Genomic DNA, 25,076 nt, shown 5'->3' on the forward strand with positions numbered 1-25,076 from the left:
TTTTATTTATCTGAAAGGCCTGCATTATGAACAATGAAATTTACGGAGTTTTTGACATAGGCGGAACGAAAATCCTTTTTCATCTGATAGATGAAGAGGGAAATAGTATTTACAGTGAAAAAATAGCAACCCCTAAACCGGTCGAGCCTTCGGGAATCATTGAAATAATAGAGGAAACTATATCTAAAACAGTTGCCAGGTTAGCGCTTTCGGTAAAATCAGTGAAGAGTGTCGGGATCTGTATTGCCGGATTTGTTGACAGTGCACAAGGAATTATTTACCAGGCACCGAATCTGGAGTGGAACGAAAAAATAAATCTCGCTACAATGGTCGAAAACAGACTAAATTGTTCTGTTTTAATAGAAAACGATGCAAGCGCAGCGGTTGTCGGCGAAGTTATTTTTGGAGCAGCCCGTGGGCATGAGAATGCCGTTTATATTACCGTAAGCACCGGGATAGGCGGGGGATTATTTTTAAATGGTCGGCTTTACAGGGGAACTAACGGGTTCGCCGGAGAAATCGGCCATATCAAGCCATTTGGCAAGAACAGACCATGTAAATGCGGTGGTATGGATTGTCTCGAAACATGGGCATCGGGAAGCGCTATAGCTGCTCATGCAGCAGACCTCTTGTTAAATACGGCACTGGAACAGGACGATATCACTACCGGCGAAGTATTTGAATTGGCTGGTAATGGAGATCCTCTGGCCCAGAATATTATAAACTTTGCCGCTGGAAGTATAGGCCAGGGATTGTCGAACCTGGTTAACATTTTAAACCCTTCCTGCCTGGTGATCGGTGGAGGAGTCGGAGCCAACCGAGAAGACTTTCTCTACAAAATCATTAATAAGATCAAGATTGAATCGATAAGGCCGTCTGTTAATATTACGCCGTTGAAAATTACCACTGCTGAACTGGAACCGGAATCTGGTATATGGGGTATGTATTCATTATTAACGGGAAAATCGGTATAAATAATATGATGGAAACAGTTGAACCTGTTGAACAATTCTATGATATGCTCGAAATGATCGTTACCCGCTATGGCCCATATGGAATAGCGTTGGTGATGGCTGCAGAAAGCGCCGGTCTGCCCTTTGCATCGATAATTATAATTTTAACGGCCGGAACATTAATTCTTCGGGGTAGCATATCTTTCTTTACGGTATTTCTTGCTTCAACGATCGGGATCACTATCGGCAGTATAATCAGCTACTTGCTCGGATTGCTCGGTAATATGGCCGGAACCGCGCTCAGGAATTTCTATCGTTTCAGGCATAACGGTAACAAACCATTACTTGAGAAAAAAAGGAAGAGCTCCAGAGCGCTGCAGTTCTGGGAAAGATACGGTAATTTTTCAATATTCATGGCTCAACTATGGGGAGTAACCAGGACATTTATATCCTTTCCGGCCGGTGTCATGCATATGAACTTTTTATTTTTTGTCGTTTATACATTTCTTGGAGGGGCAATTTACAGTCTTTCTGCGATAGCGATCAGTATTGCCCTGGCCGGAACTATGGGGTATACGATTAAGATATTACGAGTGTTAGCCGGTTTATCTCCCTGGCTGCTTTTGATTCCGGTTTTACTGGTTGCAGCCCTTATTTATTTATACCGTAGAAATATTATTAATCCGGAATTTTTTATAAAGCAATGGTCGAAAATTAAAAAAGGATTTAAAGGTTACTAAAAAGAAAAATACATTACCGGTTTGCAAGTAATTTTTGAAGGGAAATGTTAATGGGTAAAACAAAATTCAACCTGAAAGTATACAGTGATCGATGCAAGGATTGTGGAATCTGTTTCGCTTTCTGCCCAAAAGATAATTTAAAACCTAGCGAAGATGGTTCACCGGTAATGATAGATCCCGAAGCATGTACCGGCTGTAAATTGTGTGAGTATATGTGTCCGGACTTTGCTATTCAGGTGCTCAAAGAAAAAAGGGACGAAGCGGAAGATGAAGGACCTGAAATAGCTGAATAAACGGGAGATCAGGAGATGCTTAATATAGAATGGCAGAACAAATCAATCCTCAACAAGCAGGGGCTGCGATTAGCAGCCCTTTTGATTAACACAAAATCACAAATCATATTGCACAGGTTTGGAAACAATTTCTCCAGTAGTTGCAGATGTCCTGAGTAGTTCGATCTGCTATAATTTTAAGAAAAGGAGTGCCGATTTTTGGACAGGGAAATAACGGAAATAATCCATCAAACCGGGCAGATCGGGGAAGGAAAACGTTACCTGATAATTACTCTGGGCTGCCAGATGAACGAACATGATTCAGAAGTAATGGCTGCACTGTTGGAATCTATCGGTTACAGTCCTGCTCTAGCCCCTGAAGATTCAGATCTGATCCTGATTAACACCTGTGCTGTAAGAAAAAAACCTGAAGATAAGGTGGCTTCCCTTCTGGGTAAATTTAATGCCCTGAAACAGGAGAACAGGGACCTGATCATTGCCGTAGCCGGTTGTATGTCTCAGCAGAGTTCGGCAGCTGAATATCTGAAAGAGCGATTTCATCACGTTGATCTGATTTTCGGCACTCATGCCCTACCCCGTTTACCCCTGTTGATTGAAGAAGCAATCAGTACGAAAAAGATGATTATAGACATCGAAGAAGACTACACTGATCGGGAAGGTTTGCCGGTAAAACGTCTTGGGTCTCTGCAGGCCTGGCTGCCTGTGATTTACGGATGTAATAATTTTTGTTCCTACTGCATCGTACCGCACGTCCGCGGCAGGGAAAGGAGCCGGTTACCTGAAGAGATAATCAAAGAAGCCGAAACAATGGCTGTGGAAGGATATAAGGAAATAACCCTGCTCGGTCAGAATGTTAATTCTTACGGCAACGATCTTCCCGGAAAACCTTCTTTTGCCGAGCTGTTACGTAAATTGGACAAAGTTGAAGGCCTGGAGCGAATACGTTTCATGACATCTCATCCGAAGGATTTATCGTTGGATTTGATTAATGCTGTTAAAGAGGGAAGAAAGATTTGTGAGCACTTTCATTTACCGGTACAATCAGGAAGCAACAGGATCCTGGAAAAGATGAACAGGCGTTATACTCGTGAACACTATCTGGATTTAGTTCACAGAATCAGGGAAGCGATACCCGGCGTGGCTATTACTTCAGACCTGATCGTCGGTTTCCCGGGTGAAACTGAACAGGATCTTATTGATACTGCAGATCTTTTGGAAAAAGCGCGTTTTGATAATGCCTTTTCGTTTATTTATTCACCAAGAAAAAATACTACCGCTTCAGAGTTAACAGATGAACTGAGTAGAAATGAGAAAGAAGAGAGGCTGCAATACCTAAATAAAATTCAACACCGGATCAGCAGGGAAATTAATAATCTTTTAAAAGATCAGGTATTGGAAGTCCTTGTTGAGGGATACAGTAAAACAAAACCGGAGATGCAAACAGGGAGAACCAGAACGAATAAGCTGGTACACTTTAAATGTTCAGAAGCTCTTAGCGGTAAACTGATCTGGATTAAAATTACGGAGGCACGGACCTGGAATCTTGGAGGAATAATCAATTGAATCGCACCAGTCCGATGATGGAACAATATAAGAATATTAAGGCTCAACATCCGGATAAACTGCTCATGTTTCAGGTTGGCGATTTCTACGAATTCTTTTACGAGGATGCCCGGACAGCAGCAAGGGAAATGGATATAGCCTTAACCTCGCGTGATACAGGCAGTGAAAATCCCATACCACTGGCCGGTGTGCCAATCCATGCGGCTGATACATACCTGAATAAACTACTCGGAAAAGGGTTTAAGGTTGTAATTTGCGAGCAGGTTGAGAGTTCATCACAGGCCAAAGGATTAGTCAGGCGCGAAATTACCAGAATTTTAACTCCCGGTACAATAATCGATCCGGAAATGCTTGAGGAAAGCCGCAATAATTATCTTGTTACCCTGATCAAAAATGAAAGCAGTTACGGTCTTGCCGCTGTTGATGTTTCCACTGGAGATTTTCAGATAACCGAACAGAGTGGGGAAGATGCCTGGGAAATTATAATCGATGAAGTTAACAGGCTGCAGCCCTCAGAAATTCTCTGTTCTTCTCCTGAGCTTGAGTTATTATCAAATTACCTTTCAAAATCAAACGGGGGATGCCTGACCAGTTCACTGCAGTCAATCCCAACCGGCCCTGTTGCCCGGGAATTAATAACAGCACAGTGGGGCGAAGCTATTTGGGATGATCTTTCATTGGACCATTATCCCCGGGCTGTATCAGCAGCAGCAGCAGTTATTACTTACCTTGAATTGCTTCAACAAATCCCATCCGGAAAGAGCCATTTTCATCACCTTGATCTATATTTCATCAATAAAAATATGATCATCGATATGATAACCAGCCGTAATCTCGAACTTACCCAGTCACTGCGTGAAGGAGGTAAAAGAGGCAGTTTACTTGGCCTATTGGATAACTGCCTGACCGGAATGGGCCGGAGATTATTCAGGCGTTGGATTGAGCAGCCGCTGGTTAACTTAGTTTTGATCAATAAACGTCTGGATTCAGTTGAAGAACTCCTGACGAAACCCATACAGCGCAGGGCGTTGAGAAAGAAACTTGAAGAAATATTCGACCTGGAAAGATTCTGCAGTAAACTTTCTTTTGAAAGGGTCAATGCCCGCGATCTGGTTTCACTGAAAAATACGCTGAAGGAAATTGAACTACTCCGAGAAAAGATCTGTGAGCTGGAATCTGAACTTCTCAGAGATACAGCGGTCGGTATACCCTCATTTGATGATTTAATTTGTACGCTTGAAAAAGCTCTAGTTGAGGATCCTCCTCTTGCAATTAAAGAGGGAGGACTCTTTAAGCCAGGATATAACTCAGAAGTAGACCGGTTAAAACAAATTTCAAGTGAGACCAACAAGCTCTTGCTTGAATTTGAAAGCAGTGAACGGCAACGAACCGGTATTAAATCCCTCCGTGTAGGCTATAATCGAAACTTCGGTTACTTCATTGAAATAACCAGGTCAAACCTCAATCTGGTTCCGGAGAATTATCATAGAAAACAAACCCTGGTTAATGCTGAACGTTTTTCAACAGAAGAGCTGCTGGAGATGGAAGAAGAGATCACAGGAGCCAGGGATAAGCTGGCCGGTTTGGAATATGAGCTTTTTGAAGACCTGCGCCGTGAAGTTGGAAATTATACAGATCAGCTTTTAAAAGCATCCTTCGAGATTGCCAAGATTGACTCTCTTCAGGGCTTGGCCGAATCAGCGGAAAGATTTAATTTCAGCCGTCCGCTATTTTCTGAAAATAATGTAATGCATATCGTTAAATCACGGCATCCGGTTGTAGAACAGTTATCTGCCGAAAGATTTGTTCCCAACGACATAATTATCGACAACAAAAACTATATTCTTATTATTACCGGTCCCAACATGGCCGGAAAAAGTACCTATATTCGCAGTACAGCGCTAATCGCTATTATGGCTCAAATGGGCAGTTTTGTCCCCGCTGAAAGAGCCGAACTGCCCCTGTTTGATCGCCTCTTTGCCAGGGTAGGTGCCAGCGATGATCTTAGCCGCGGCCACAGCACCTTTATGGTTGAAATGCAGGAAACGGCGGCAATTCTAAAGGAGGCCACAGCAAATAGTTTAATTATTCTTGACGAGATAGGCCGGGGAACCAGTACTTATGACGGAATGAGTATCGCTCGCAGCGTGATTGAATATCTAAGCCGAAAAATTAAGGCCAAAACTCTTTTTTCGACGCATTATCATGAACTGACCAATCTTGAAAATGAACTGGAAGGCATTAAAAACTATACAATTGCCGTAAAGGAAAAGGGGAAGGATGTAATTTTCTTACGGCAGGTTATTCCGGGCAAGGCAGATAAAAGTTATGGAATAAACGTGGCTCGCCTTGCCGGTGTCCCCATGGAAGTACTGATAAGGGCGGAAACAATTCTGAATGAACTGGAGCTCGCTTCTTCAAAAGCTTCCGAACACCAGCTAAGTTTGCTGCCCATGGTTTCAGAACCGGTTCTCGATCATCTGAAAGAGTTGGAAGCTGCTGAAATAATCAGGGAGCTGGATTTAAACCGGATGACACCGCTGGAAGCGCTGCAGAAGATGTATGAACTGCAGAAACAGTTGATGGAAGAGGACAATGAATCCGAACAGGAAGGTGCCGGATAAACTGATGAGTATAAAGGTTCTGGACAGGAGCACCTCTGAACAAATTGCCGCCGGAGAAGTAATCGAAAATCCTTCATCGGTGGTCAAAGAATTAATTGAGAATGCTCTTGATGCCGCTTCATCTTCAATTGAAATATATATCGAAAACGGCGGGAAAAAAATAATAAGAGTTACCGATAACGGCTGCGGAATTGTTAAAAGTGAACTTCCCGTGGCTTTTCAGCGTTTCGCTACAAGTAAAATAGAAGATATTACCGATCTTGATAATCTAAGTAGTCTCGGCTTCAGGGGAGAAGCGCTGCCCAGCATAGCCGCCGTAGCCCGGGTGAAATTAACATCGCGAATTAAAGAATCACTTTCTGCCTGGTGCATTACAGTCGAGGGCGGAGAGATAACCGGTTCTGAAGAAACGGGAGCACCGATAGGTACAACTGTGGAGGTTCGTGACCTTTTTTACAACACACCGGGGCGGTTGAAATTTCTCAGGGCAGATTCTGTTGAAGCGGCAAAGGTCAGTACTCTCGTCTCAGAACTGGCGTTAACCCATCCTGGAGTCAGCTTTTTGCTAAATAGCGGAAAGAAAAAACTATTTACTTCCACCGGTGACGGAAATTTGAAGCATGCAGTGGCTTCTGTTTACGGGATCGATACCGCTGAAGCCATGGTTGAAGTTAACCGGATCGGACATGATCATAACATCATGGTTAAAGGACTAACTTCTGCTCCCGGATTGAACAGGTCGTCCCGCCGGTGGATAACCCTGGTGATAAACGGCAGATTGATCAGAAATGCAATGCTGGTTAATGCTATCGAGAGAGCATACAGCGATCTTTTACCCCGACATAGACACCCTGTGGCTATCCTGCACCTGAGAATACCTTCCAAACTTATTGATGTTAACGTTCATCCCGCAAAAGTTGAAATACGTTTCCAGGATCCCGAACCGGTTAAATCGCTGGTTTACAGATCTGTCCGGGCAGCCCTCACGGAATATAGTGATCTGAATCTGCAGAAAAGTGCGCTGAATACCGGTTTACCGCATCTGGTGAGGGAGTCGGATGTGACGATCGGTAAATATACACCGGAAAATTTTCTGAAACAGGAATTAAAATTTGATCATTATTCTACATTGCAGAAGACAGAAGCCGGGAATATTGATAATAATAAGGAATCTCTCTTCGTCGAAAATGGACCGCCGGGGAAAAGCCGTCTTATCGGACAGTTTTTACACAGTTACCTTCTGGTTCAAAAGGACGATAAGCTGCTTTTAATTGACCAGCATGCTGCTCATGAAAGAATTCTTTATCACCAGGTAGAAAAAATAGAACATTCTTCAGACGATTCCAAAGCATCGCAGCTCACCATACCACAAACACTGGAGATTCCAGTTTCATGGCGGGATAGGATGGATTATCTCTTACCCTTTTTAAGTAAAACCGGATTCTGCATCGAACCCCTTGGCGAATACAATTATGTAATCAGGGCTGTTCCTTATATGTTACATGAAAGCTTTGGTGTGCATGAACTGAAAGATATCATCGAAAAACTGCTGACTGATGAAAATGAATCTCCGGACGATTACAGGGATACGATTCGCAAAACAATTGCCTGCCATCGTTCAATTAAAGCAAAACAGCCGCTATCCTGGTCTGAAATGGAGAAACTGCTGGGTGAATGGGAAATTACACCCAACGCTCATCGATGCCCTCATGGAAGGCCTACGGTAATCGCTTATGACAAAGCAGAAATTGAAAGAAATTTTCTGCGCCGGGGGAATTGAACTTTGACAAAACCGGGAGTCGAAAAAATACCTTTATTAGTCTTAGTCGGTCCGACTGCTGTTGGTAAAACTGCATTTGCAATTTCTTTAGCCTCGATCCTGAACACCGATATTATCAGTTCAGATTCAGCCCAGGTATACCGGCATCTCGATATCGGAACGGCCAAACCTACAGCAAATGAGCAAGCCCTGGTGAAACATTACATGATTGATCTGGTGAAGCCGGATCAATTTTTTAGTGCGGCCGATTATAAGAAAATGGTAGATGAACTTATACCCATTTTATGGAAAAAAGGACGACTGCCTTTTATGGTAGGTGGCACGGGATTGTATGTCGATGCAGTAACCAATCGCTATGCCTTCGGTGAAAAGGCATACAGCAGTGAAATTAGAAATTTACTGGGTGAAAGGGCGGAGATAGAAGGCCTGGAAGCCCTCTATAAAGAGCTTGAAGAAATAGATCCTGCTGCTGCCCAGCGAATACATCCCAACGATCGGCGGAGAATACTCAGAGCCCTTGAAGTATATCAGCTTGAAGGAAAACCCATTTCTGAGCAGGTGACCGAGACTGCCAAGCAGGAACCGATTTACCAGACAGCTTATTTCGGTCTTAACATGCAAAGGGAGCAGCTTTATGAGCGGATTAACCGCAGGGTTGAACAGATGCTTGATCAGGGATTTCTCGAAGAGGTGGAACATTTAAAGAACTGCGGATATGGTATGGATGCTCCGGCAATGCAAATTCTCGGATACCGCCAGCTCTACCAATATCTTTCTGGAAAGATCAGCTGGGATGATACTTTAAATGCGATAAAAAAAGAAACCCGGAATCTTGCCAAGCGACAGCTAACCTGGTTTCGCCGCAACAAGGCGATCATCTGGTTTGATATAACAGAACAAAAGAGGGTGGAAGAATTTATTGAAAATATTTGCTTAAAAGTGAAGGATATGACATAGTTTCAGGCGAATAGTAACCCTTAATAACTATCATTCAGATCAGTAATCGATATGAAGGGAGCCCGATAGATGAAAGGCGCGGTCAATTTGCAGGATACATTCCTTAACCAGGCTCGTAAAGAAAACATGTTAACAACTGTATTCCTGGTAAACGGATATCAAATCAAAGGGGTTGTCAAAAGTTTCGATAACTTCACATTAATGCTCGAGGTTGAGGGGAAGCAGCAGTTAGTTTACAAACACGCTATCTCAACCATAATTCCGATCAGGAATATCAACTTACGCTCTTTTGAAGCAGAAGGTGCCGACATTGATGCTCCCGAAGATGAGTAAAACGATTTAAAATTCTCTAAAAAAGGCACTCTTCCGGAGTGTCTTTTTTAAATTTCCGATGATCGGATTTTATTTAACAAATTCACTGCACAAAAAGGAAACGTGAGTAAATGACTCAATCAATAGAGAAGGCTGTCCTGGTTGGCCTTGATCTAAACAGGCCGGGAGTAGATATTGAACGGCAGATGGAAGAGCTGGCTTTACTGGCCGATACAGCAGGGGCAAAAGTTATGAACCGGGTCATCCAGAAAAGAGTTTCACCAGACCGGGCATATTATATAGGGCAGGGCAAAACACAGGAACTGAAAGCACTGGTTGAGATGTACGATGCCGATATGGTGATCTTTAATGATGAATTATCGCCATCGCAGATCAGAAATATCGATCGGGAAATCGGCGTGAAGGTTATCGACCGCTCTGCTTTAATTCTAGATATATTTGCCAGACGCGCTCTGTCAAGGGAAGGTAAATTACAGGTAGAGCTGGCCCAGTTAAATTACCTGCTGCCGCGCCTGATCGGCCTTGGACAGCAGATGTCACGTCTTGGTGGCGGAATCGGCACCAGGGGCCCCGGTGAAACCCAGCTGGAAGTTGACAGAAGGGTTATCCGGCGTAAAATCAGTGAACTTAAAAGAGAAATAACTGCTTTAAGAAAACATCGAGCCTTACACAGGCAGCGTCGTAAGCGTAACCGCTGCAGTGTGATCAGCCTTGTCGGGTATACCAATGCTGGAAAATCGACACTGCTTAATGCCCTCACCGGTTCAGATCTCTATACGGAAGATAAGCTTTTTGCCACACTTGATCCAACTGTCAGAAGGGGTGAAGTGGGAGGAGGGAGGGAGGTCCTTTTTACCGATACTGTTGGCTTCATTGAAAAGCTGCCGAAACAGCTTGTTACCGCCTTTCAGGCCACTTTAGAGGAAATTGACGCAGCAGATCTACTGCTGCATGTCGTTGATATTAACCATCCAGATTATATAAATCAAATCCGAATAGTCAGAGATCACCTGTCCCGGATTAATCCCGAATATTATCTTCGGGAATTATTGGTTTTCAATAAAATAGATCTACTCGAGGATCTTTCGGAAAAGCATTTCATCCTCCGCGAATATCCGGATGCACTATTTATCTCAGCCCTCACTGCTGATGGATTAGATTTACTGAAAGAAAAAATCGCTGCTGTCTTGAGTGAACAGCGATGCCGGTTAAAAATATTTCTGCCCTACAGTGAAGGAAAACGCTACGCTGAACTACAGAAGCTCGGAGCCATCGAAAACGAAACATCAACCTCAGACCACCTTGAGCTTGTTGTGGAAGTGGATTTCGAACTTGCGGATAAACTCAAACCCTTCATTAAAAAGCAATAAGTGTACGAATTACGGACAGGCTTTAAATCGTACACTTATTTTAGAGTTTCCGGAATAAACCGACCACTTTGCCGATGATTTTAACATCCCGGGACATGATCGGAGCGTAGGCATCGTTTTCCGGTTGCAAGCGGATATAGTCTTTTTCGCGGTAGAAGCGCTTTACAGTAGCTTCATCACCGAGCAGGGCGGCAATGATATCGCCGTTTTCCGCAGTGCTCTGCTGTTTGATAATCACATAATCACCGTCAAATATACCGGCGTTTTTCATACTGTCTCCGGCAACCCGCAGAGCAAAGCAGCTATTTCCGTTGGATATTGCTTCGGGAACGGGAAAATAACCTTCACGGTTTTCTTCGGCTAGGATAGGTTGCCCGGCGGTAATACGTCCGATAAGGGGAACAAAGACACAATCACGCCCATCTTCATCATCCATTTTGTTTAGCAGTTTAATAGCTCTCGGCTTGGTGGCCATTCTCGAAATGTAGCCTTTGTTTTCCAGTATATCAAGGTAGCTGTGAACAGTTGCAGTAGAGCTGATTCCAAGCGCTTTGCATATTTCTCGGACAGATGGAGGGTAATTACAGCGTTCTACTTCACGCTCAATGAAATTCAGAACTCTTTTCTGTTTCTCAGTCAGCGGCTCCAAATAATCACCCTTTCATCCAGAACTTTTTTAAAATTATATCATCACAGTTTGAAGATGACAAACAAAAGTTTGCCCAAACCGATATATTGTCAGGGGGACGGGGTTGTTGACAACTTTTTTTCACATTAAACCGTATTATATGTTGTCAACAACCCCGTCCCCCTGACAGTTTACGTTCTGACAGTTTAGTCGTTGCCGTTTATCTTAAGCAATTTATTCAGGCCGTTGAGGTATGCCTTGACGCTGGCTTCAATAATATCGGTGCTTGTGCCCCTGCCGGTGATTGTTCTGTCCTGGTAAGACATCTGGACCTGGACTTCACCGAGAGCATCTCGACCCTGGGTTACAGCATTTATCTTGTAGTTTTCAAGACCTATGCTCAGACCGGTAATTTTGTTTATTGCATTATAAGCGGCGTCAATTGGACCTGCACCGACTGCCACCTCTTCAATGGTTGTATCATCCTCTTTTTTAAGGCGGATGACTGCAGCAGGAATACTTTTACTACCGCTTACCGTCTGCAGGTAATCGAGTCTGTAGCGCGGTTCTGTTGATGAGAGGTGATCGAGAACTAGAGCTTCAAGATCTTCCGGGTAAATTTCTTTTTTCTTGTCAGCAAGATTAACGAAGCGGTCGTAAATTACTTCAAGCTGTTCATCAGTAAGGGAGAAACCGAGCTTATTCAACTGATCAAGCACAGCATGTCTTCCGGAACGAGCAGTCAGGTGCATCTGGGCTGCTTTTCCGCCGATTAATTCAGCATCAATTATTTCATAGGTCGTTTTGTTCTTTAGTATGCCGTCCTGATGTATACCGGATGAATGAGCAAAGGCATTCAAGCCTACTACAGCTTTGTTGACCGGTACAGAGATTCTGGTTAACTTACTGACCAATCTGCTGGTCCGGTAAATCTCGGAGAAATTAATATCAGTGTAATAAGGGAAATGATTCTGCCTAATTCGGAGTGCAACTGCAATCTCTTCAAGGGCAGCATTTCCGGCTCGCTCGCCGATACCGTTAATATTACATTCAATCTGGCGTGCGCCGTTTTTTACGGCTTCCAGGGAATTTGCCACCGCCATGCCAAGATCATTATGGCAGTGAACACTTAATATAACTTTATCCATGCCATCAACGTTCTCCCGGAGTCTTTTGATCAGTGCCCCAAACTCTGATGGAACAGCATAACCGACCGTATCAGGGATATTGATCACTGTCGCCCCGGCTTTAATGACCTCTTCCAGAAGCTTATAGAGATAGTCTTCTCTTGCCCTTGTCGCATCTTCAGGGGAGTACTCTACATCATCGGTATATTTTCTAGCGTATTTTACCGCTTCCACACCCTGCATAAGCAGCAATTCCGGCTCTTTTTTCAGTTTATGTTGCATATGAATATCTGAAGCGCCAAGGAAAACATGTAATCTTGGATTCTCAGCTTCTTTAATTGCCTCCCAGGCTGCATCTATATCGCCCTGAACGGCTCTGGCCAAAGCACAGATAGTCGGGCCTTTTATTTCTCTGGCTATCGCTTGTACGGCCTTTAATTCGCCCGGAGACGATATGGGAAAGCCGGCTTCAATAATATCAACATTAAGTCGGGCCAGTTGACGGGCTACTTCAAGTTTTTCTTCATAATTTAGTCGCGCGCCCGGAGTCTGCTCTCCATCCCTCAGGGTGCTGTCAAATAAAAATATTTTTTCGGCTTTAATTTCATTATTCACTTTTTTGCTCATCGTCAATCTCCTCCATGATCTTGGATCTTGATTATTAAAAACAGGAGTGGGGGAGAGGCATAAAAAAACTTCCGTCAAAGAGACGAAAGTATTCTTCGTGGTACCACTCTTCTTGGCGGCATAACAACTACCACCCACTCTTTAAAGTAACGGAAGTCTCCGGCCAGGCCTAATCACGAATGTTTATGCAAATATTTTTATCCGGTTTCGGTTGGCAGCTAACGGAGGAGTTTCGCCGTTGTCTTCATGCCGTTTTTCACCTTATTACGGCTCTCTGAAATGAATACTCCGGTTACTGGTTCCGATCATCGCTTTTTAACACTATTTAACTTTTAGATAGATTAACGGATTTAAAACAATTTGTCAAGGATATTAAAGTTATTTACTGCATAGAACACAATTAACCCTGTAAAAAGGTTAAAATAAGTAAACGGAATTATATATAGTACCGCTTGGTCTTGACATTTATAATACTTTATGTCAGAATATATTTATAATTCAACATTTACAAAAACATTATATATAATTCCGTATTATAAATATATGGTATTATAAGGTCGGTGATATTAATGTCTTTGACTAGAAGAAATCCTGCAACGTTGAATAGTTACGAGCAGATCGCTCTGCTGAAACAGCCAAATCCAAAGGCACCAACCGGTTTACGCAATTTATGCCTGTTAATTCTCATGCTTAAAGCCGGTTTAAGGGTAAATGAGGTACTTAACCTGAAAGTAGAGGATATCGACTGGGAAAAGGGCTGCGTCCATGTATCTGGAAGCGGCGCTGCACTGGAACGGTCCCTGGTCCTTGATGACTCTGAAATGGCACTTTTACGTCGATTGAGCGAATCAACTGAACGTATGGAGGGTTACATGTTTACAACACTGGACGGTAAAAAGTTAAAAGATCGCTATATCAGGGAAATGGTTAAGAGACTTTCTAAAAAAGCCGGCATTACGAAAGATGTATATCCACACCTGTTGCGCTATACATTTGCAGTCGACTTCATGCGTGAAACAAGGGATGTCAAGCTTCTCCAAAAGGCATTGGGACATCGGGACCCTTCAGCTACTCAGGCGTATGCTAATCTCCTTTTTGAAGAACTTAAGGGAGACCAAGAAGGGGAAAAGCGTCATAAAAGAAGCGGTATGCCATTAAGTGAACCTTATGTTAAAAAAGTTGTACACGACGATAACGTGCAACTCAGAGTATTTGAAGATGAAAAGGGAGAAGGGATGCCTGAACCAGACCCGATTGTGTATGAGCGAACATTTGAAGAGCAAATAACGGCAAGCGGTTCAATTGATACTAATAAACCCGAAACTGAACCCGAAGCCAATGAATATATTCCAACTTTGGAAATTGAAACTGAGCCTGAACGGGAAGAAAGAATTGCCATCCCGCCGTTAAAATGCAGCAACTGTAATTATATTCTGCACTACCAGGGTAACTGTCCAAAATGCGGAACTTCCTTTAATGAAATATTAATGCACTGGGGCAAGAAATTCTAGCATGAGAGTAGGAGATATTCTCTTTTTATTTTTCAGATATTACTTCCGATAATCTATCTTATGTTAACTCAAGCATATTTTAATATAATTATGGATGACAAGCCTCCTCCCGGCCTGTAAAATATGCGTTTTTTGCTTTTTATTGGTATTCATCAAAATAACCGCTTTACTGTATATAATGTGCCTGTTTACTGTTATAATATGCTGAGATAAATTATTCTGCAAAATCCAGGAGGCTCAATAATTGTTTAAACGATCAAGAACTCTCTTTATCCTAACCTCCCTCCTCTTTCTCTTTCTAATATTTCTTTCCTCCTGCAACGATGCGTCTGTTAACGAGCAGGATGATATTATTTCAGAGGACATACAATTACCTTCGGAGGATTCGGAAAATGCCTCAGAAGGCAATATATTAGGCGCTAAAAATGAGGAAATAATTCCAGAGCCGGTTATTGTCGGTATTTATGGCGGAAAGGGTCATTGGGACATAAATCTTGAAGCAATCATCAATTTTCTGGATAACTATGAAATTGAATGGTCTGTTTTCGATGAAATCGATGCCGTTGAGGCTGATTTAAGTGAACGATATGATCTTATCTGGTTTCCCGGAGGCTTTGCCGCAGAATACAAAAACTATATTCGTGACCATGCGAACATCCGTTCGTTTGTAGAAGAGGGAGGTATGTTCATCGGCAGCTGTGCGGGAGCATATTATGCAGGGGATATTTTACGTTGGCAGGGAACTGATCACGAATACCCTCTCAAATTATTCAATGGTAAAGGTGTGGGACCGCTTTCAGGTCTGATCGGCTGGGGTGAAATAGACAGTTTCAGCCTGGAAACTGAGCATAGTGTGAACTTAGAATTTGATACTACTATCGAGTTCTATTATTTCGACGGCCCCTATTTTGAACCGTATGTTACAGAATCAATTGTAATCCTGTCCCGATATGAAGTTAACGCCGAACCAGCCGTTATTGCCGGCCACTTTGGCGATGGCAAGTACCTTCTGCTGGGTCCTCATCCTGAACTGGGAGGCTACTCCCCCTCCTCCCCCAATTTTAATGTTTCCGGTGGAGAAGGCGCTCAGTGGCCATGGCTCTATTCAGCCATTTCATGGCTGATTACCTGGTGATCACGATCTTAAATGTGGTATTATTGATTATTACATAAAACTAACCTCCGTCACACCCGTCTACGGAAAAGGGAGCATTGCTGATCTATGGGAGGAATCATTGTTCTTATCGCGGCCCTGGGCTTTTCACTTGACAGCATTTTTGTCAGAAAAGGTTTAATCGAAGAGAATTCAGGCAACGTCTGGGATATCCGTTTTATATCTTCCTTAACAACATTTATCTTGTTTGTTATCGGAATCTTTATCGCCATTCTATTTGGATTTGATCTTGCTGAGGAATTTAAACTCATCACTTTTCCTGCTGTACTATTACTGATTATGGCTGGAATTCTAGGCCCTCTAATTGGCTCTCTATTGATGAGCATGTCGATCGGCCAGATTGGTGCTTCTCAGGCTTCCGCATTGTGGGGGGGATCCAACCCATTCTTTGCTGCTTTACTCGCTTACTTTTTTCTCGGAGAAAAACCAGGTTTAATTGGACTTTTTTCTATTTTGTTGATCGTAATAGGAATAACAGTTATTGGCTACCATCGTTACGAAGGCACAGCTATGCTTCTGAAAAAAACAAAATTAGCAGGTGGTTTTATTGCGTTGCTGTCTGGATTAAGTTTTTCCCTGTCCCAGGTCAGCCGAGGCGCGGCTTTAAAAATGGGCGCTACTCCAAATACGGCATTCTTAGTATTTTTCTTTACTACCGCTTTTCTTCTTCTTATAATTACTTACTTTAAAAATAAAGGAAATCTGAAACGTATAACGTCTATCAATCGCAAAAGCCTATACTGCTATATTTTTTCCGGCATCAGCGTTCTCGTGGGAGCCTACGGACTTTTAACGGCTTTTACCCTTATTCCAGTCTGGCAGGCTATTGCCATCAGGAATATCCAGCCTCTGATAGTAATTATTTTATCGTGGTTCTTTCTTAAACAGGTCGATAGGATTAATTTACGCCTCATTCTGGGGGCTTTTTTAGTTACAGTCGGCGTGGTTATCTTAAATATCTACTAGTAATTAATCGGATACTGTAAGCCCCGGCTAGCGAGCTATGTTTTCACCAAGTTGAAATACTTTATCGGATAAGCAAACCCTGATACTGTTCGCTCCGGATCATTTCGCGGAGAATTACTGCCGGTTCGCCTTCAAGCTTCAGCAGGCAGCCTCAACAGTCGACACTTAAGTCTCCGGCCTCGGTCTGCCTCTCCGGAAAGCTGAAGCAGTATTAATCATTCCGGAGAGGCATAATACGTATGGGGACATATTGACCGAAGGTTATGTGTCCCCTGACAACTTTATTTCGGCTCACCGGTAATTCTAACCCCTCATGCTAATGTCGCTTACAGTATCAGGGTCTGCTTATCCTGCTCCAGGTTGGTTTGCTTGCTTAAAAACAGAACAAGCATGCAATAAGGCGGATGCTGTAAGCCTTCAGCGAATCATTAAGCGAGTGGCGTAGAATCGCCGGCGAAACAAAGACTATAAAGAGATCCGGCCTTTAAAAATATTAAATTCTGCTTCAGTTTTTTTAAAAGGCCGGACCGAGGCCGGAGACTTAAGTGTCGACTGTCGAGGTTTCTCTTGGAAGGCTGCAGTTGAGCCGCAGCAATTCTCAGCGAGCTTACGTGAGCCAAGGCTTACAGCATTCGTCTGGAAGATTATCCGAACCAGAACACTTCAGTAGTAAATAATCGTAGCAAACAGTGTAAACGTTTACGAAAATTATGTTATAATTGGTAATGGAATGCCAATTAAATCCGAGGTGAATTGACTGTGCGACGCATATATTTTTTCGCAATACTGGTCATTTTCATAACAATTTCCTTCATAATAGGCATGAAAACCGGCTCTGCTTTTCCGCCGGAAGCTATATTCAATGGCTTATTTGAAACATCCGCCGAAGAGGTTGAAGAAGAACCTGCGCCTGAGCCTGAAGAGGAAGAATTTATTCCCGATATCAGGACGGTTAGGTTGGTCTCAACTGGTAATATAATGGCCCACATTCCCCAGATCACCCAGGCCCATATCGGTGACGGCAAGTATGATTTTACTCCCAGTTTTGAAGTTATTAAACCCTATCTGAAAGCCGGAGATTTTACGGTAGCAGATCTTGAAGGCATGCAGGCCGGTCCGGATATCGTTTCATCAGGATGGGGAATCAAAGGTTATACAGGGTTTCCGGAATTTAATGCTCCGAATGAACTATCAGAAGCCCTAGTCGATGCAGGAGTTAATATTTTTACCTTTGCCAATAACCATGGCATGGATCGTGGAGTAGAAGGATTAATGATCACCCTCGATCATGTTCACAGCCTCGGAGCCAAAACATTTGGCGCTTATAAAAGCCAGGAAGAACGAGATGAACCGGTCATCCTGGAGCATGACGGCATAAAAGTAGCCTTTATCGGATATACCTACAGCACAAACGAGATACCGATTCCTGAGGGCTATGAATACTGCCTTAATTTTGTCCGCGATTTTTCCGATATAACTCCCGTTATTGATGATATTGAAAAAGCGCGTCTTTACGGAGCAGACTTTATTGCTGTGTTCACTCACTGGGGCGCTGCAGAACACGCTCATGAACCCCAACCCCAGCGATTACGCGAAGTTGCTGCCGATCTTGCTGCTGCCGGCGCAGACTTGATCATTGGAGGCCATCCCAAGTTTATTCAACCGGCGGAATGGTTTTTCAACCCTAACGCCGATGGATCGGAAAGAGCAACTTTTGTCATCTACTCCCAGGGCAATTTCATTTCAAACCAGGGTGAAAACGACGGTTATAACACGATTTATAATGAGTTTGGACTACTTTTAAACATTGAGCTAAGTAAAAGTTTTGATACCGGTCAAACCTGGATAAGTGATGTTGATTACGAAATAACCTGGGTTCACCGTGACTGGCGTCATCGGGTCCTCCCCCTTTCAGCGGTGTTCGAAAGTTCACCCGAAGACTATAACCTCAGCGAATCACGGGTAAACCGCTTAAAAAGTATCTACGATTTTTCGAATGAAGTAGTTGAAAGATACGGCCATCTGGAAGATAAAGTACGAGCTATGGATATTTCCGAAATGCTATTTAACGAAGCTTCCGGAGGTAACTAGCTTGAAGATAGGCATTTTTACCGATAGTTTCAGACCATATACCAGTGGTGTGGTAAGATCGATAGAGCTGTTCACCCGCGAATTTACCAGTCGCGGTCACAAGGTATATATTTTTGGCCCTGATTACCCACTTCTTCACCCACCTAAAGAAGAAGGGGTTTTCCGTTTCATATCGGTTCCTGCTCCGACTATGCCGGAATTCTGGCTGCCGATTCCTATTTCCGTACAGCTCGGACCAACGATCAAGAAGTTGGGGCTCGACTTAATCCATGTTCACTCCCCATTTTTAATGGGCAGCCTTGGTGCCCGTGCAGCTCGAAGGTATAAATTACCGCTTCTCTTCACCTTTCATACGCTTTATGAACAATACGTTCATTATTTACCCCTGGTTGGCAAATCTTCCAAACAGGTTGTACAAACAATCGCCCGCGACTTCTGTAACCGCTGCAACACTGTTATAGCACCGTCCCAGATGGTAGTTAACTATCTTGAAAGAATCGGTGTTAAATCTCCTGTAATTGCAATCCCAACCGGAGTCGACCTTGAAGAGTTTCGCAATCTTAATCCGAACTGGCTGGTAGAAAACTATGGTGTTCGTCAGGATGAAAAAGTTTTGCTCTTTGTCGGCCGACTAGGCAAAGAAAAGAATGTAACCTTTTTGCTTAAAGCATTCAGTGAAGTCAATTCCGCAATCCCTGAGACAAGACTTGTATTGGTTGGTCAGGGTCCACTGGAGCATTATCTGCATAAACAGGCGGTAAAGTTGGGCATTCAAGACAAATTAACTTTCACCGGCATGCTGCCCCGCCATAAAATAATTCATTGCTATGCCAGCGCTGACCTTTTTGTATTTCCGTCCGTAACGGAAACACAGGGACTGGTTATCGGTGAAGCAAAAGCAACCGGGTTGCCGGTTATAGCCATTCGCGCTTTTGGCCCGGCCGAAATGGTCATACACGGCGATGATGGACTTTTAACAGATCCTACCCTCCCCTCATTTACCCAGGCCATACTGGATATATTGAAAGACCAGGCACTGCATGAAAAGATGAGTAATAATGCTTTAAAAAATGTAACACACATATCTTCTGCCAGCTGTGCAGAACGAATGCTTGAAGTTTACCAGGATCATATAGATTCGGGAAAGACGGCACCCCGAAGGCACTATCTCAATTATGAACTTGAAATTGAACGGATATGGAAGAACTATCGCTTCCGGGGCTACAGGTGATGAAGTTATAATCTCAAACAACTTCTGCTTGCGAACATTTTTATATTTCGGTATAATTAATGTTGCGCGTTGCGGGATGGTGTAGCGGTAGCACGGATGACTCTGGATCATCAAGCCGGGGTTCGATCCCCTGTCCCGCAGCCAGTTATTAAAAAGCCCCCTGCTCTGTTCAGCAGTGGGCTTTAATTCTAAGATAAGGAGCGAGCGACCTGTTATGCAGCAGCTTATAACCGGGATCATCCTAATTGCAGTCTTTTTTCTGTTGTTAATATTTGTTAAAAGCGGTTATCTTCGGAAGGAAAAAGAAAAAGAGGAAAATAAAAAAGATAAATAACCTATCTTAATTCCTTCTCGATATATTCAGCGGCTCTTTCCAATCTTGCTGCCGTTTCTTCTTTTCCCAGCAGGATCATAATTTCAAATAATCCCGGTCCGCCCATAACTCCTGTCAGGGCTAGGCGGGCTAGCGGTATCAGACAGCCTTTTGAAACCTCAAGATTTTCTGCAAGAAGGTTTATGCAATTCTCTGCCGATTCATGGTTAAACTCTGGAAGCGCTTTCAAGACCTCCGCTGTCTTTTGCAGAAACTCTGCTGAACCTTCTTTCAAGAAATGCTTTTTCAAACCTTTCTCATCATAGGAAAAATTACTTTCAAAGAAATAAACAGAAAGATCAGCCAGTTCAATAAGCGTTTTTGCCCTTTCACGAACGGCATTAATTACTCTCTTAATAAATGCTTTTTGAAATTCTTCAACCGGTTCTTTAACCAATCCTTTTCGTTTAAAGAAAGGAACAGCAGCCTCATATAATCGTTCTAGATTATATTCCCTTAGATAGTGACTGTTCATCCAACCCAATTTATTAATATCATAAATAGCAGCTGTTTTATTGACCTTTTTAAGGGAAAATTTATCAATCATAGAATCCAGGCTTAATATCTCTTCATCATTTCCCGGAGACCAGCCGAGTAGTACCATATAATTAATTAACGCTTCCGGTAGATATCCTTCATTTCTAAATTCCTCAACCGAGGTAGCTCCGTGCCTTTTACTCAGTTTGCTGCGGTCCGGGGCCAGAATCATCGGAACATGGGCAAATCGCGGCTTCGAATACCCCAGAGCGTTAAAACATAACTGCTGGCGAGGTGTATTTGACAGATGTTCTTCAGCCCTGATAATATGGCTGATCTTCATCTGCATATCATCTACCACGCTGGCAAAATTGTAAGTAGGCTGACCGTTTGATTTAACAATTATAAAATCATCCAGGTGTTCATTTTCGAAACTTACTTCTCCTCTGATCTCATCGTGAACAACGGTTGAACCGAAATCCGGAGTGATCAGCCTGATAACCGGTTTTCGACCTTCTTTTTCAAAGACATCTATCCTGTCCTGAGTAAGATTTCTACAGATTCCCGGATAGAGATATGTCTTGTTTTCCTTTCTGGCTTCCTCTCTTCCGGCAGCCAATTCTTCCACACTACAGTAGCATTGATAAGCTTTACCTTCTACTAGCAGTCTGTTTGCTTCTTTCTGATATTCTTTCAACCTTTGTGACTGGTAATAGGGACCTTCGTCCCAGTTAAGTCCAAGCCACGACATCGATTCGATCAGTTTATCAATATACTCATTACGGGATCTCTCCGTATCGGTATCATCTATGCGCAGCACAAAAGTACCTTTTTCTTTTCGGACGAATAACAAATTAAACAACGCAGTCCGGGCTCCACCGATATGCAGTTCACCGGTTGGGCTCGGAGCAAATCTTACCCTCACTTCTGGCACTATAACACCTCGCTAATATAATATTTTTAATTCAGGATTGAAAGTAATATACCGGCGGCCACTGCTGAGCCAATTACACCGGCTACATTTGGACCCATAGCATGCATTAGTAAATAATTATTCGGATTTTCCCGTTTTCCAACTGTCTGTGATACCCTTGCTGCCATCGGAACTGCAGAAACGCCTGCCGAACCGATTAAGGGATTTATATTACCCTTTGTAATCACATTTAAAAGTTTTCCCATCAAAACCCCTGCTGCAGTCCCGAAAGCAAAGGCTACCAACCCAAGCAAGATGATTTTGATTGTATCAGGAGTCAAAAAATAAGCTGCAGTTGCTTTTGCCCCGACGGTCAGTCCCAAAAATATTACAACAATGTTGTTTAGTTCATTTTGAGCCGCCTTGCTCAAACGTTCAGTAACTCCGGATTCCCTGAGTAGGTTTCCAAACATCAGCATGCCGAGAAGTGGTAGAGCTGCAGGCAATAACAAACCGGTAATGATAATAACGATGATAGGAAACATGATCTTCTCAGTTTTTGATACCGGTCGCAGTTGTTTCATGACTATCTGTCGCTCTTTTTTACTGGTCAGCATGCGCATTATTGGTGGTTGAATAACCGGAACCAACGCCATATAAGAATATGCGGCAATGGCAATTGAGCCTAATAATTCAGGGGCCAGACGGGTAGCTATGAATATGGCTGTTGGTCCATCTGCACCACCGATAATCCCGATTGCTCCGGCCTGTTGAGCCGTAAACCCCAGGTAGAAAGCTCCGACAAAAGTTAAAAATATACCAAATTGAGCAGCAGCGCCCAGGAGCAAGGTAATCGGGTTGGCAATCAAAGGTCCAAAATCTGTAAGTGCTCCCACACCGAGAAATATCAATGGTGGATATATTCCTAGTTCCAGCCCCAGTGAAAGATAGTATAGCAGGCCACCTAACTGCTGATCAACAGCAGGTGCCATCAGGTTTCCAAGAGGTAAATTAACCAACAAAATACCGAAACTGATCGGGACCAATAGCAATGGTTCATATTTCTTTACTATCCCAAGGTACAGAAGTATACCGGCGATAATAATCATAATTACGTCGTTAATCTGGATATTTAAAAAACCGGTTGTTGATAAAAATTCAATAAGAAGATCAATCATAACAGCTCAACCCCTTTCGATCAATCATGATAAGATTACTAAGAAAGCATAATCAAGGGGTCTCCGCTGTTTACTGTGTCGCCTTTTTTGACCAGCACAGCTGAAACCGTACCATTCTGTGGAGCTGTAAGTTCATTTTCCATTTTCATCGCTTCCAGAATCAAAAGAATGTCACCTTCACTGACTTTATCACCAACCTGCACCGGAACATCAAGTACGGAACCGGGCATGGGAGCTTTTACCTCCAATCCATTCCCGGCTGCCGGCTGTAGGAGATCTTTTTCCTTACTTTCAGAAACCGGGTTTTCTTTCTCGATCATCGGTGCTGGAGTTACAACTGGTTTTGCAGCAATCTCCTCTTCGGAAGTTCCTACAGTTTTCTGTTCAGCTGTAACTTCCGTTTCCTCAACCTCTACTAAATAAGTATGACCATCAACTGTTACCTTAAATTTTTTCACGTTTCTTACTCCTCCTCATCTGATCAATCATCAGGTTGCTATCCATCAACTCTTTTCGTCCATTTATTTTCCAGCTCGTAGTGGAACCTGACCAGCCGGACTTAACCGCAACTGTTATCGGTTTTTTAAATTTCAAAGCTTTATCATATTGCAGATACTGGTACACAGCACCAATAATGGCAGCAACACGTCTGCCTTCGTCATCGCCGACGTTTTTTAACAACTGTGCAGATATATCTCCGCCTGAAACCACACGCTCTGGTTTACTTTTGCCTTGTTGGTTAAAGACCTTGCTGAACATGGAGAGAATTCCATAGAGCAGAAAAAGTATAACCATGACAACCATAAATCCAACAACCATTACCTGCATTGCAAAATTTAATTTTTCCATATATCTCGCTGTCCCTCCATTAGAGCATATAACTGATTTTAGCATTTTCTCCTGTTGATGAAAAGAGCAATCCTTTATTTACCTGCCGCTTCTTTAAGCTTTCGGTAAAATTCATAATCGATCGCGAAATGCTTTGGATAGGCCGGCTTATCTCTTGACTCACCGTGAAAATCAGAACCACCGGTTATAATCAGGTTGTTAGCAGCAGCAACTTTAGAATAATATTGAATCATCGACCTGCCGTGATCCGGATGGTATACTTCGATACCGTCTAATCCCAATTTTATCAAATATTTTATACGGTCAATGCACTTTTCTCCAGGATGGGCAATAACTTTGACTGCTCCGGATTCCTTCAGTAAACTCATTGTTTCAGCTGTGCTTAAAGTTTTACGCTCATAGTAGGCCGGTCTGTTCCATCCCAAATATAAGGAAAAAGCCTCTTCTAGGTTCTGGACATATCTTTTATTTAGCATAACCCGGGCCAGGTGCAGCCGGCCTGGAGCAGCCGCTCCGGCTTCCCTTTCTATATCGCCTTTAGATAAATTGAATTTCATCTTTTGGAGACGCTCGATAATTATATCCATCCTTCTTAGTCTTTCTTCTCTCAATAAAACCAGTGCATCATTAAGGATCTTTAACTTTTCCGGATAGTAACCCAATAAGTGAATTTCAGTATCATTTTCAATAACGCTTATTTCTACTCCGGGCACAAATTCAATCTTTGCTGCTGATACAGCTTCAGCTGCTTCTTTTAGTCCCTCAATTGAATCGTGATCAGTTAATGCGACAGCCTTTATTCCAGATTTAGCAACAATTGTAATCAACTCGGTAGGTGTAAATAATCCATCAGAATAATTGCTGTGCATATGCAGATCAATAGTTTTATTAGTATTATGCATCTTCACCTGATCCTATATATTAATAATATTTTTAAATCAAATAAAATAATCTCATAGAAAAAACCCTCCCGAAGTATAAAACAGGAGGGTGTTTCAATCGCTTAATTTTTCTTGTCGATTGAGCCTAGCGAGGTTCGATAATTAATTTAATCGCTGTTCGTTCTTCGCCATCAATCTCAATATCCGTAAAGGCCGGGATGCATATTAAGTCGATGCCTCCTGGAGCGACAAATCCTCTTGCTATGGCAACCGCTTTGACTGCCTGGTTAAGAGCCCCCGCTCCTATAGTTTGAATTTCTGCGCCTCCTCTTTCCCTAAGCACTCCAGCCAGAGCACCTGCTACGGAATTAGGATTAGACTTTGCTGAGACTTTTAATACTTCCATTGTAATGTTCCTCCCTTGCGGATTTACATAC

Annotated in this window: 22 protein-coding genes, 1 tRNA gene and 1 other annotated feature; of the genes, 15 read left to right on the forward strand and 8 right to left on the reverse strand. The window is 42.9% G+C overall.

The features are described 5' to 3' along the window. Positions 1-26: 26 nt before the first annotated feature. The 9 genes from SCJ97_05240 to hflX all read left to right on the forward strand — a co-directional run bounded on the left by SCJ97_05240 (position 27) and on the right by hflX (position 10,613). A complete protein-coding gene (locus SCJ97_05240) occupies positions 27-974 on the forward strand; it encodes an ROK family protein (protein MDW7739447.1) in 948 nt (315 codons plus the stop codon). An 8-nt stretch (positions 975-982) separates the two neighbouring features. Next, a complete protein-coding gene (locus SCJ97_05245) occupies positions 983-1,693 on the forward strand; it encodes a VTT domain-containing protein (GenBank protein MDW7739448.1) in 711 nt (236 codons plus the stop codon). A gap of 50 nt (positions 1,694-1,743) precedes the next feature. Beyond that, positions 1,744-1,986 (forward strand): 4Fe-4S binding protein, encoded by a 243-nt coding sequence (locus SCJ97_05250; GenBank protein MDW7739449.1) that lies wholly within the window; start codon positions 1,744-1,746, stop codon positions 1,984-1,986. Between the two features lie 198 nt (positions 1,987-2,184). Next, on the forward strand, positions 2,185-3,549 hold the full coding sequence (gene miaB, locus SCJ97_05255) for a tRNA (N6-isopentenyl adenosine(37)-C2)-methylthiotransferase MiaB (GenBank protein MDW7739450.1): 1,365 nt from the start codon (positions 2,185-2,187) through the stop codon (positions 3,547-3,549). Then, the gene (mutS, locus tag SCJ97_05260; GenBank protein MDW7739451.1) at positions 3,546-6,173 is read left to right on the forward strand and encodes a DNA mismatch repair protein MutS; all 2,628 of its coding nucleotides are present in this window, start codon (positions 3,546-3,548) and stop codon (positions 6,171-6,173) included. Before miaB ends, mutS begins: the two co-directional genes overlap by 4 nt. Beyond that, positions 6,145-7,953 carry a DNA mismatch repair endonuclease MutL gene (mutL, locus tag SCJ97_05265; protein ID MDW7739452.1) on the forward strand — a complete coding sequence of 603 codons (1,809 nt, stop codon included), beginning with the start codon at positions 6,145-6,147 and terminating at the stop codon, positions 7,951-7,953. Before mutS ends, mutL begins: the two co-directional genes overlap by 29 nt. 3 nt (positions 7,954-7,956) lie before the next feature. Beyond that, positions 7,957-8,910, forward strand: coding sequence for a tRNA (adenosine(37)-N6)-dimethylallyltransferase MiaA (gene miaA / locus SCJ97_05270; GenBank protein MDW7739453.1), 954 nt, complete (start codon positions 7,957-7,959; stop codon positions 8,908-8,910). Positions 8,911-8,979: 69 nt separating this feature from the next. Further along, on the forward strand, positions 8,980-9,243 hold the full coding sequence (gene hfq / locus SCJ97_05275) for an RNA chaperone Hfq (protein MDW7739454.1): 264 nt from the start codon (positions 8,980-8,982) through the stop codon (positions 9,241-9,243). A gap of 110 nt (positions 9,244-9,353) precedes the next feature. Then, on the forward strand, positions 9,354-10,613 hold the full coding sequence (gene hflX, locus SCJ97_05280; protein ID MDW7739455.1) for a GTPase HflX: 1,260 nt from the start codon (positions 9,354-9,356) through the stop codon (positions 10,611-10,613). Between the two features lie 40 nt (positions 10,614-10,653). Here the strand turns inward: hflX and lexA are convergent, their stop codons facing one another. Together lexA and SCJ97_05290 are read right to left on the reverse strand one after the other, a co-directional pair. Further along, positions 10,654-11,262, reverse strand: coding sequence for a transcriptional repressor LexA (gene lexA / locus SCJ97_05285; GenBank protein ID MDW7739456.1), 609 nt, complete (start codon positions 11,260-11,262; stop codon positions 10,654-10,656). Between the two features lie 185 nt (positions 11,263-11,447). Beyond that, positions 11,448-12,995 carry a 2-isopropylmalate synthase gene (locus tag SCJ97_05290; GenBank protein MDW7739457.1) on the reverse strand — a complete coding sequence of 516 codons (1,548 nt, stop codon included), beginning with the start codon at positions 12,993-12,995 and terminating at the stop codon, positions 11,448-11,450. A gap of 75 nt (positions 12,996-13,070) precedes the next feature. Then, positions 13,071-13,313, reverse strand: a binding site (T-box leader). A 281-nt stretch (positions 13,314-13,594) separates the two neighbouring features. Between SCJ97_05290 and SCJ97_05295 the strand changes: the two genes are divergently transcribed. The 6 genes from SCJ97_05295 to SCJ97_05320 all read left to right on the forward strand — a co-directional run bounded on the left by SCJ97_05295 (position 13,595) and on the right by SCJ97_05320 (position 20,112). Continuing rightward, positions 13,595-14,506, forward strand: a complete 912-nt coding sequence (locus tag SCJ97_05295; protein ID MDW7739458.1) for a site-specific integrase — start codon at positions 13,595-13,597, stop codon at positions 14,504-14,506. A 244-nt stretch (positions 14,507-14,750) separates the two neighbouring features. Then, positions 14,751-15,641 carry a BPL-N domain-containing protein gene (locus tag SCJ97_05300; protein MDW7739459.1) on the forward strand — a complete coding sequence of 297 codons (891 nt, stop codon included), beginning with the start codon at positions 14,751-14,753 and terminating at the stop codon, positions 15,639-15,641. A gap of 87 nt (positions 15,642-15,728) precedes the next feature. After that, positions 15,729-16,646 carry an EamA family transporter gene (locus SCJ97_05305; GenBank protein MDW7739460.1) on the forward strand — a complete coding sequence of 306 codons (918 nt, stop codon included), beginning with the start codon at positions 15,729-15,731 and terminating at the stop codon, positions 16,644-16,646. Positions 16,647-17,405: 759 nt separating this feature from the next. After that, on the forward strand, positions 17,406-18,737 hold the full coding sequence (locus SCJ97_05310) for a CapA family protein (protein ID MDW7739461.1): 1,332 nt from the start codon (positions 17,406-17,408) through the stop codon (positions 18,735-18,737). Position 18,738: 1 nt separating this feature from the next. After that, positions 18,739-19,968: a glycosyltransferase family 4 protein gene (locus SCJ97_05315; GenBank protein ID MDW7739462.1), complete on the forward strand. Its 1,230-nt coding sequence runs from the start codon at positions 18,739-18,741 to the stop codon at positions 19,966-19,968. A 70-nt stretch (positions 19,969-20,038) separates the two neighbouring features. Further along, positions 20,039-20,112 (forward strand) — tRNA-Gln (locus tag SCJ97_05320). 191 nt (positions 20,113-20,303) lie between these two features. Here SCJ97_05320 and gltX read toward each other — a convergent pair. The 6 genes from gltX to SCJ97_05350 all read right to left on the reverse strand — a co-directional run bounded on the left by gltX (position 20,304) and on the right by SCJ97_05350 (position 25,045). Continuing rightward, entirely contained in the window at positions 20,304-21,752 is a 1,449-nt protein-coding gene (gltX, locus tag SCJ97_05325; protein ID MDW7739463.1) for a glutamate--tRNA ligase, read from the reverse strand. A gap of 26 nt (positions 21,753-21,778) precedes the next feature. After that, positions 21,779-22,909 (reverse strand): sodium ion-translocating decarboxylase subunit beta, encoded by a 1,131-nt coding sequence (locus tag SCJ97_05330; GenBank protein MDW7739464.1) that lies wholly within the window; start codon positions 22,907-22,909, stop codon positions 21,779-21,781. A gap of 38 nt (positions 22,910-22,947) precedes the next feature. Next, positions 22,948-23,367 (reverse strand): biotin/lipoyl-containing protein, encoded by a 420-nt coding sequence (locus SCJ97_05335; GenBank protein ID MDW7739465.1) that lies wholly within the window; start codon positions 23,365-23,367, stop codon positions 22,948-22,950. Next, complete coding sequence (locus tag SCJ97_05340; protein MDW7739466.1) at positions 23,354-23,758, reverse strand: OadG family protein; 405 nt, start codon at positions 23,756-23,758, stop codon at positions 23,354-23,356. The genes SCJ97_05335 and SCJ97_05340 overlap by 14 nt, the downstream gene beginning before the upstream one ends. 74 nt (positions 23,759-23,832) lie before the next feature. Next, complete coding sequence (locus SCJ97_05345) at positions 23,833-24,660, reverse strand: PHP domain-containing protein (protein ID MDW7739467.1); 828 nt, start codon at positions 24,658-24,660, stop codon at positions 23,833-23,835. Between the two features lie 124 nt (positions 24,661-24,784). Further along, the gene (locus SCJ97_05350) at positions 24,785-25,045 is read right to left on the reverse strand and encodes a stage V sporulation protein S (protein ID MDW7739468.1); all 261 of its coding nucleotides are present in this window, start codon (positions 25,043-25,045) and stop codon (positions 24,785-24,787) included. Positions 25,046-25,076: the final 31 nt, after the last annotated feature.

This window comes from Bacillota bacterium (assembly GCA_033549065.1).
Lineage (GTDB): Bacteria > Bacillota > Dethiobacteria > DTU022 > DTU022 > JAWSUE01.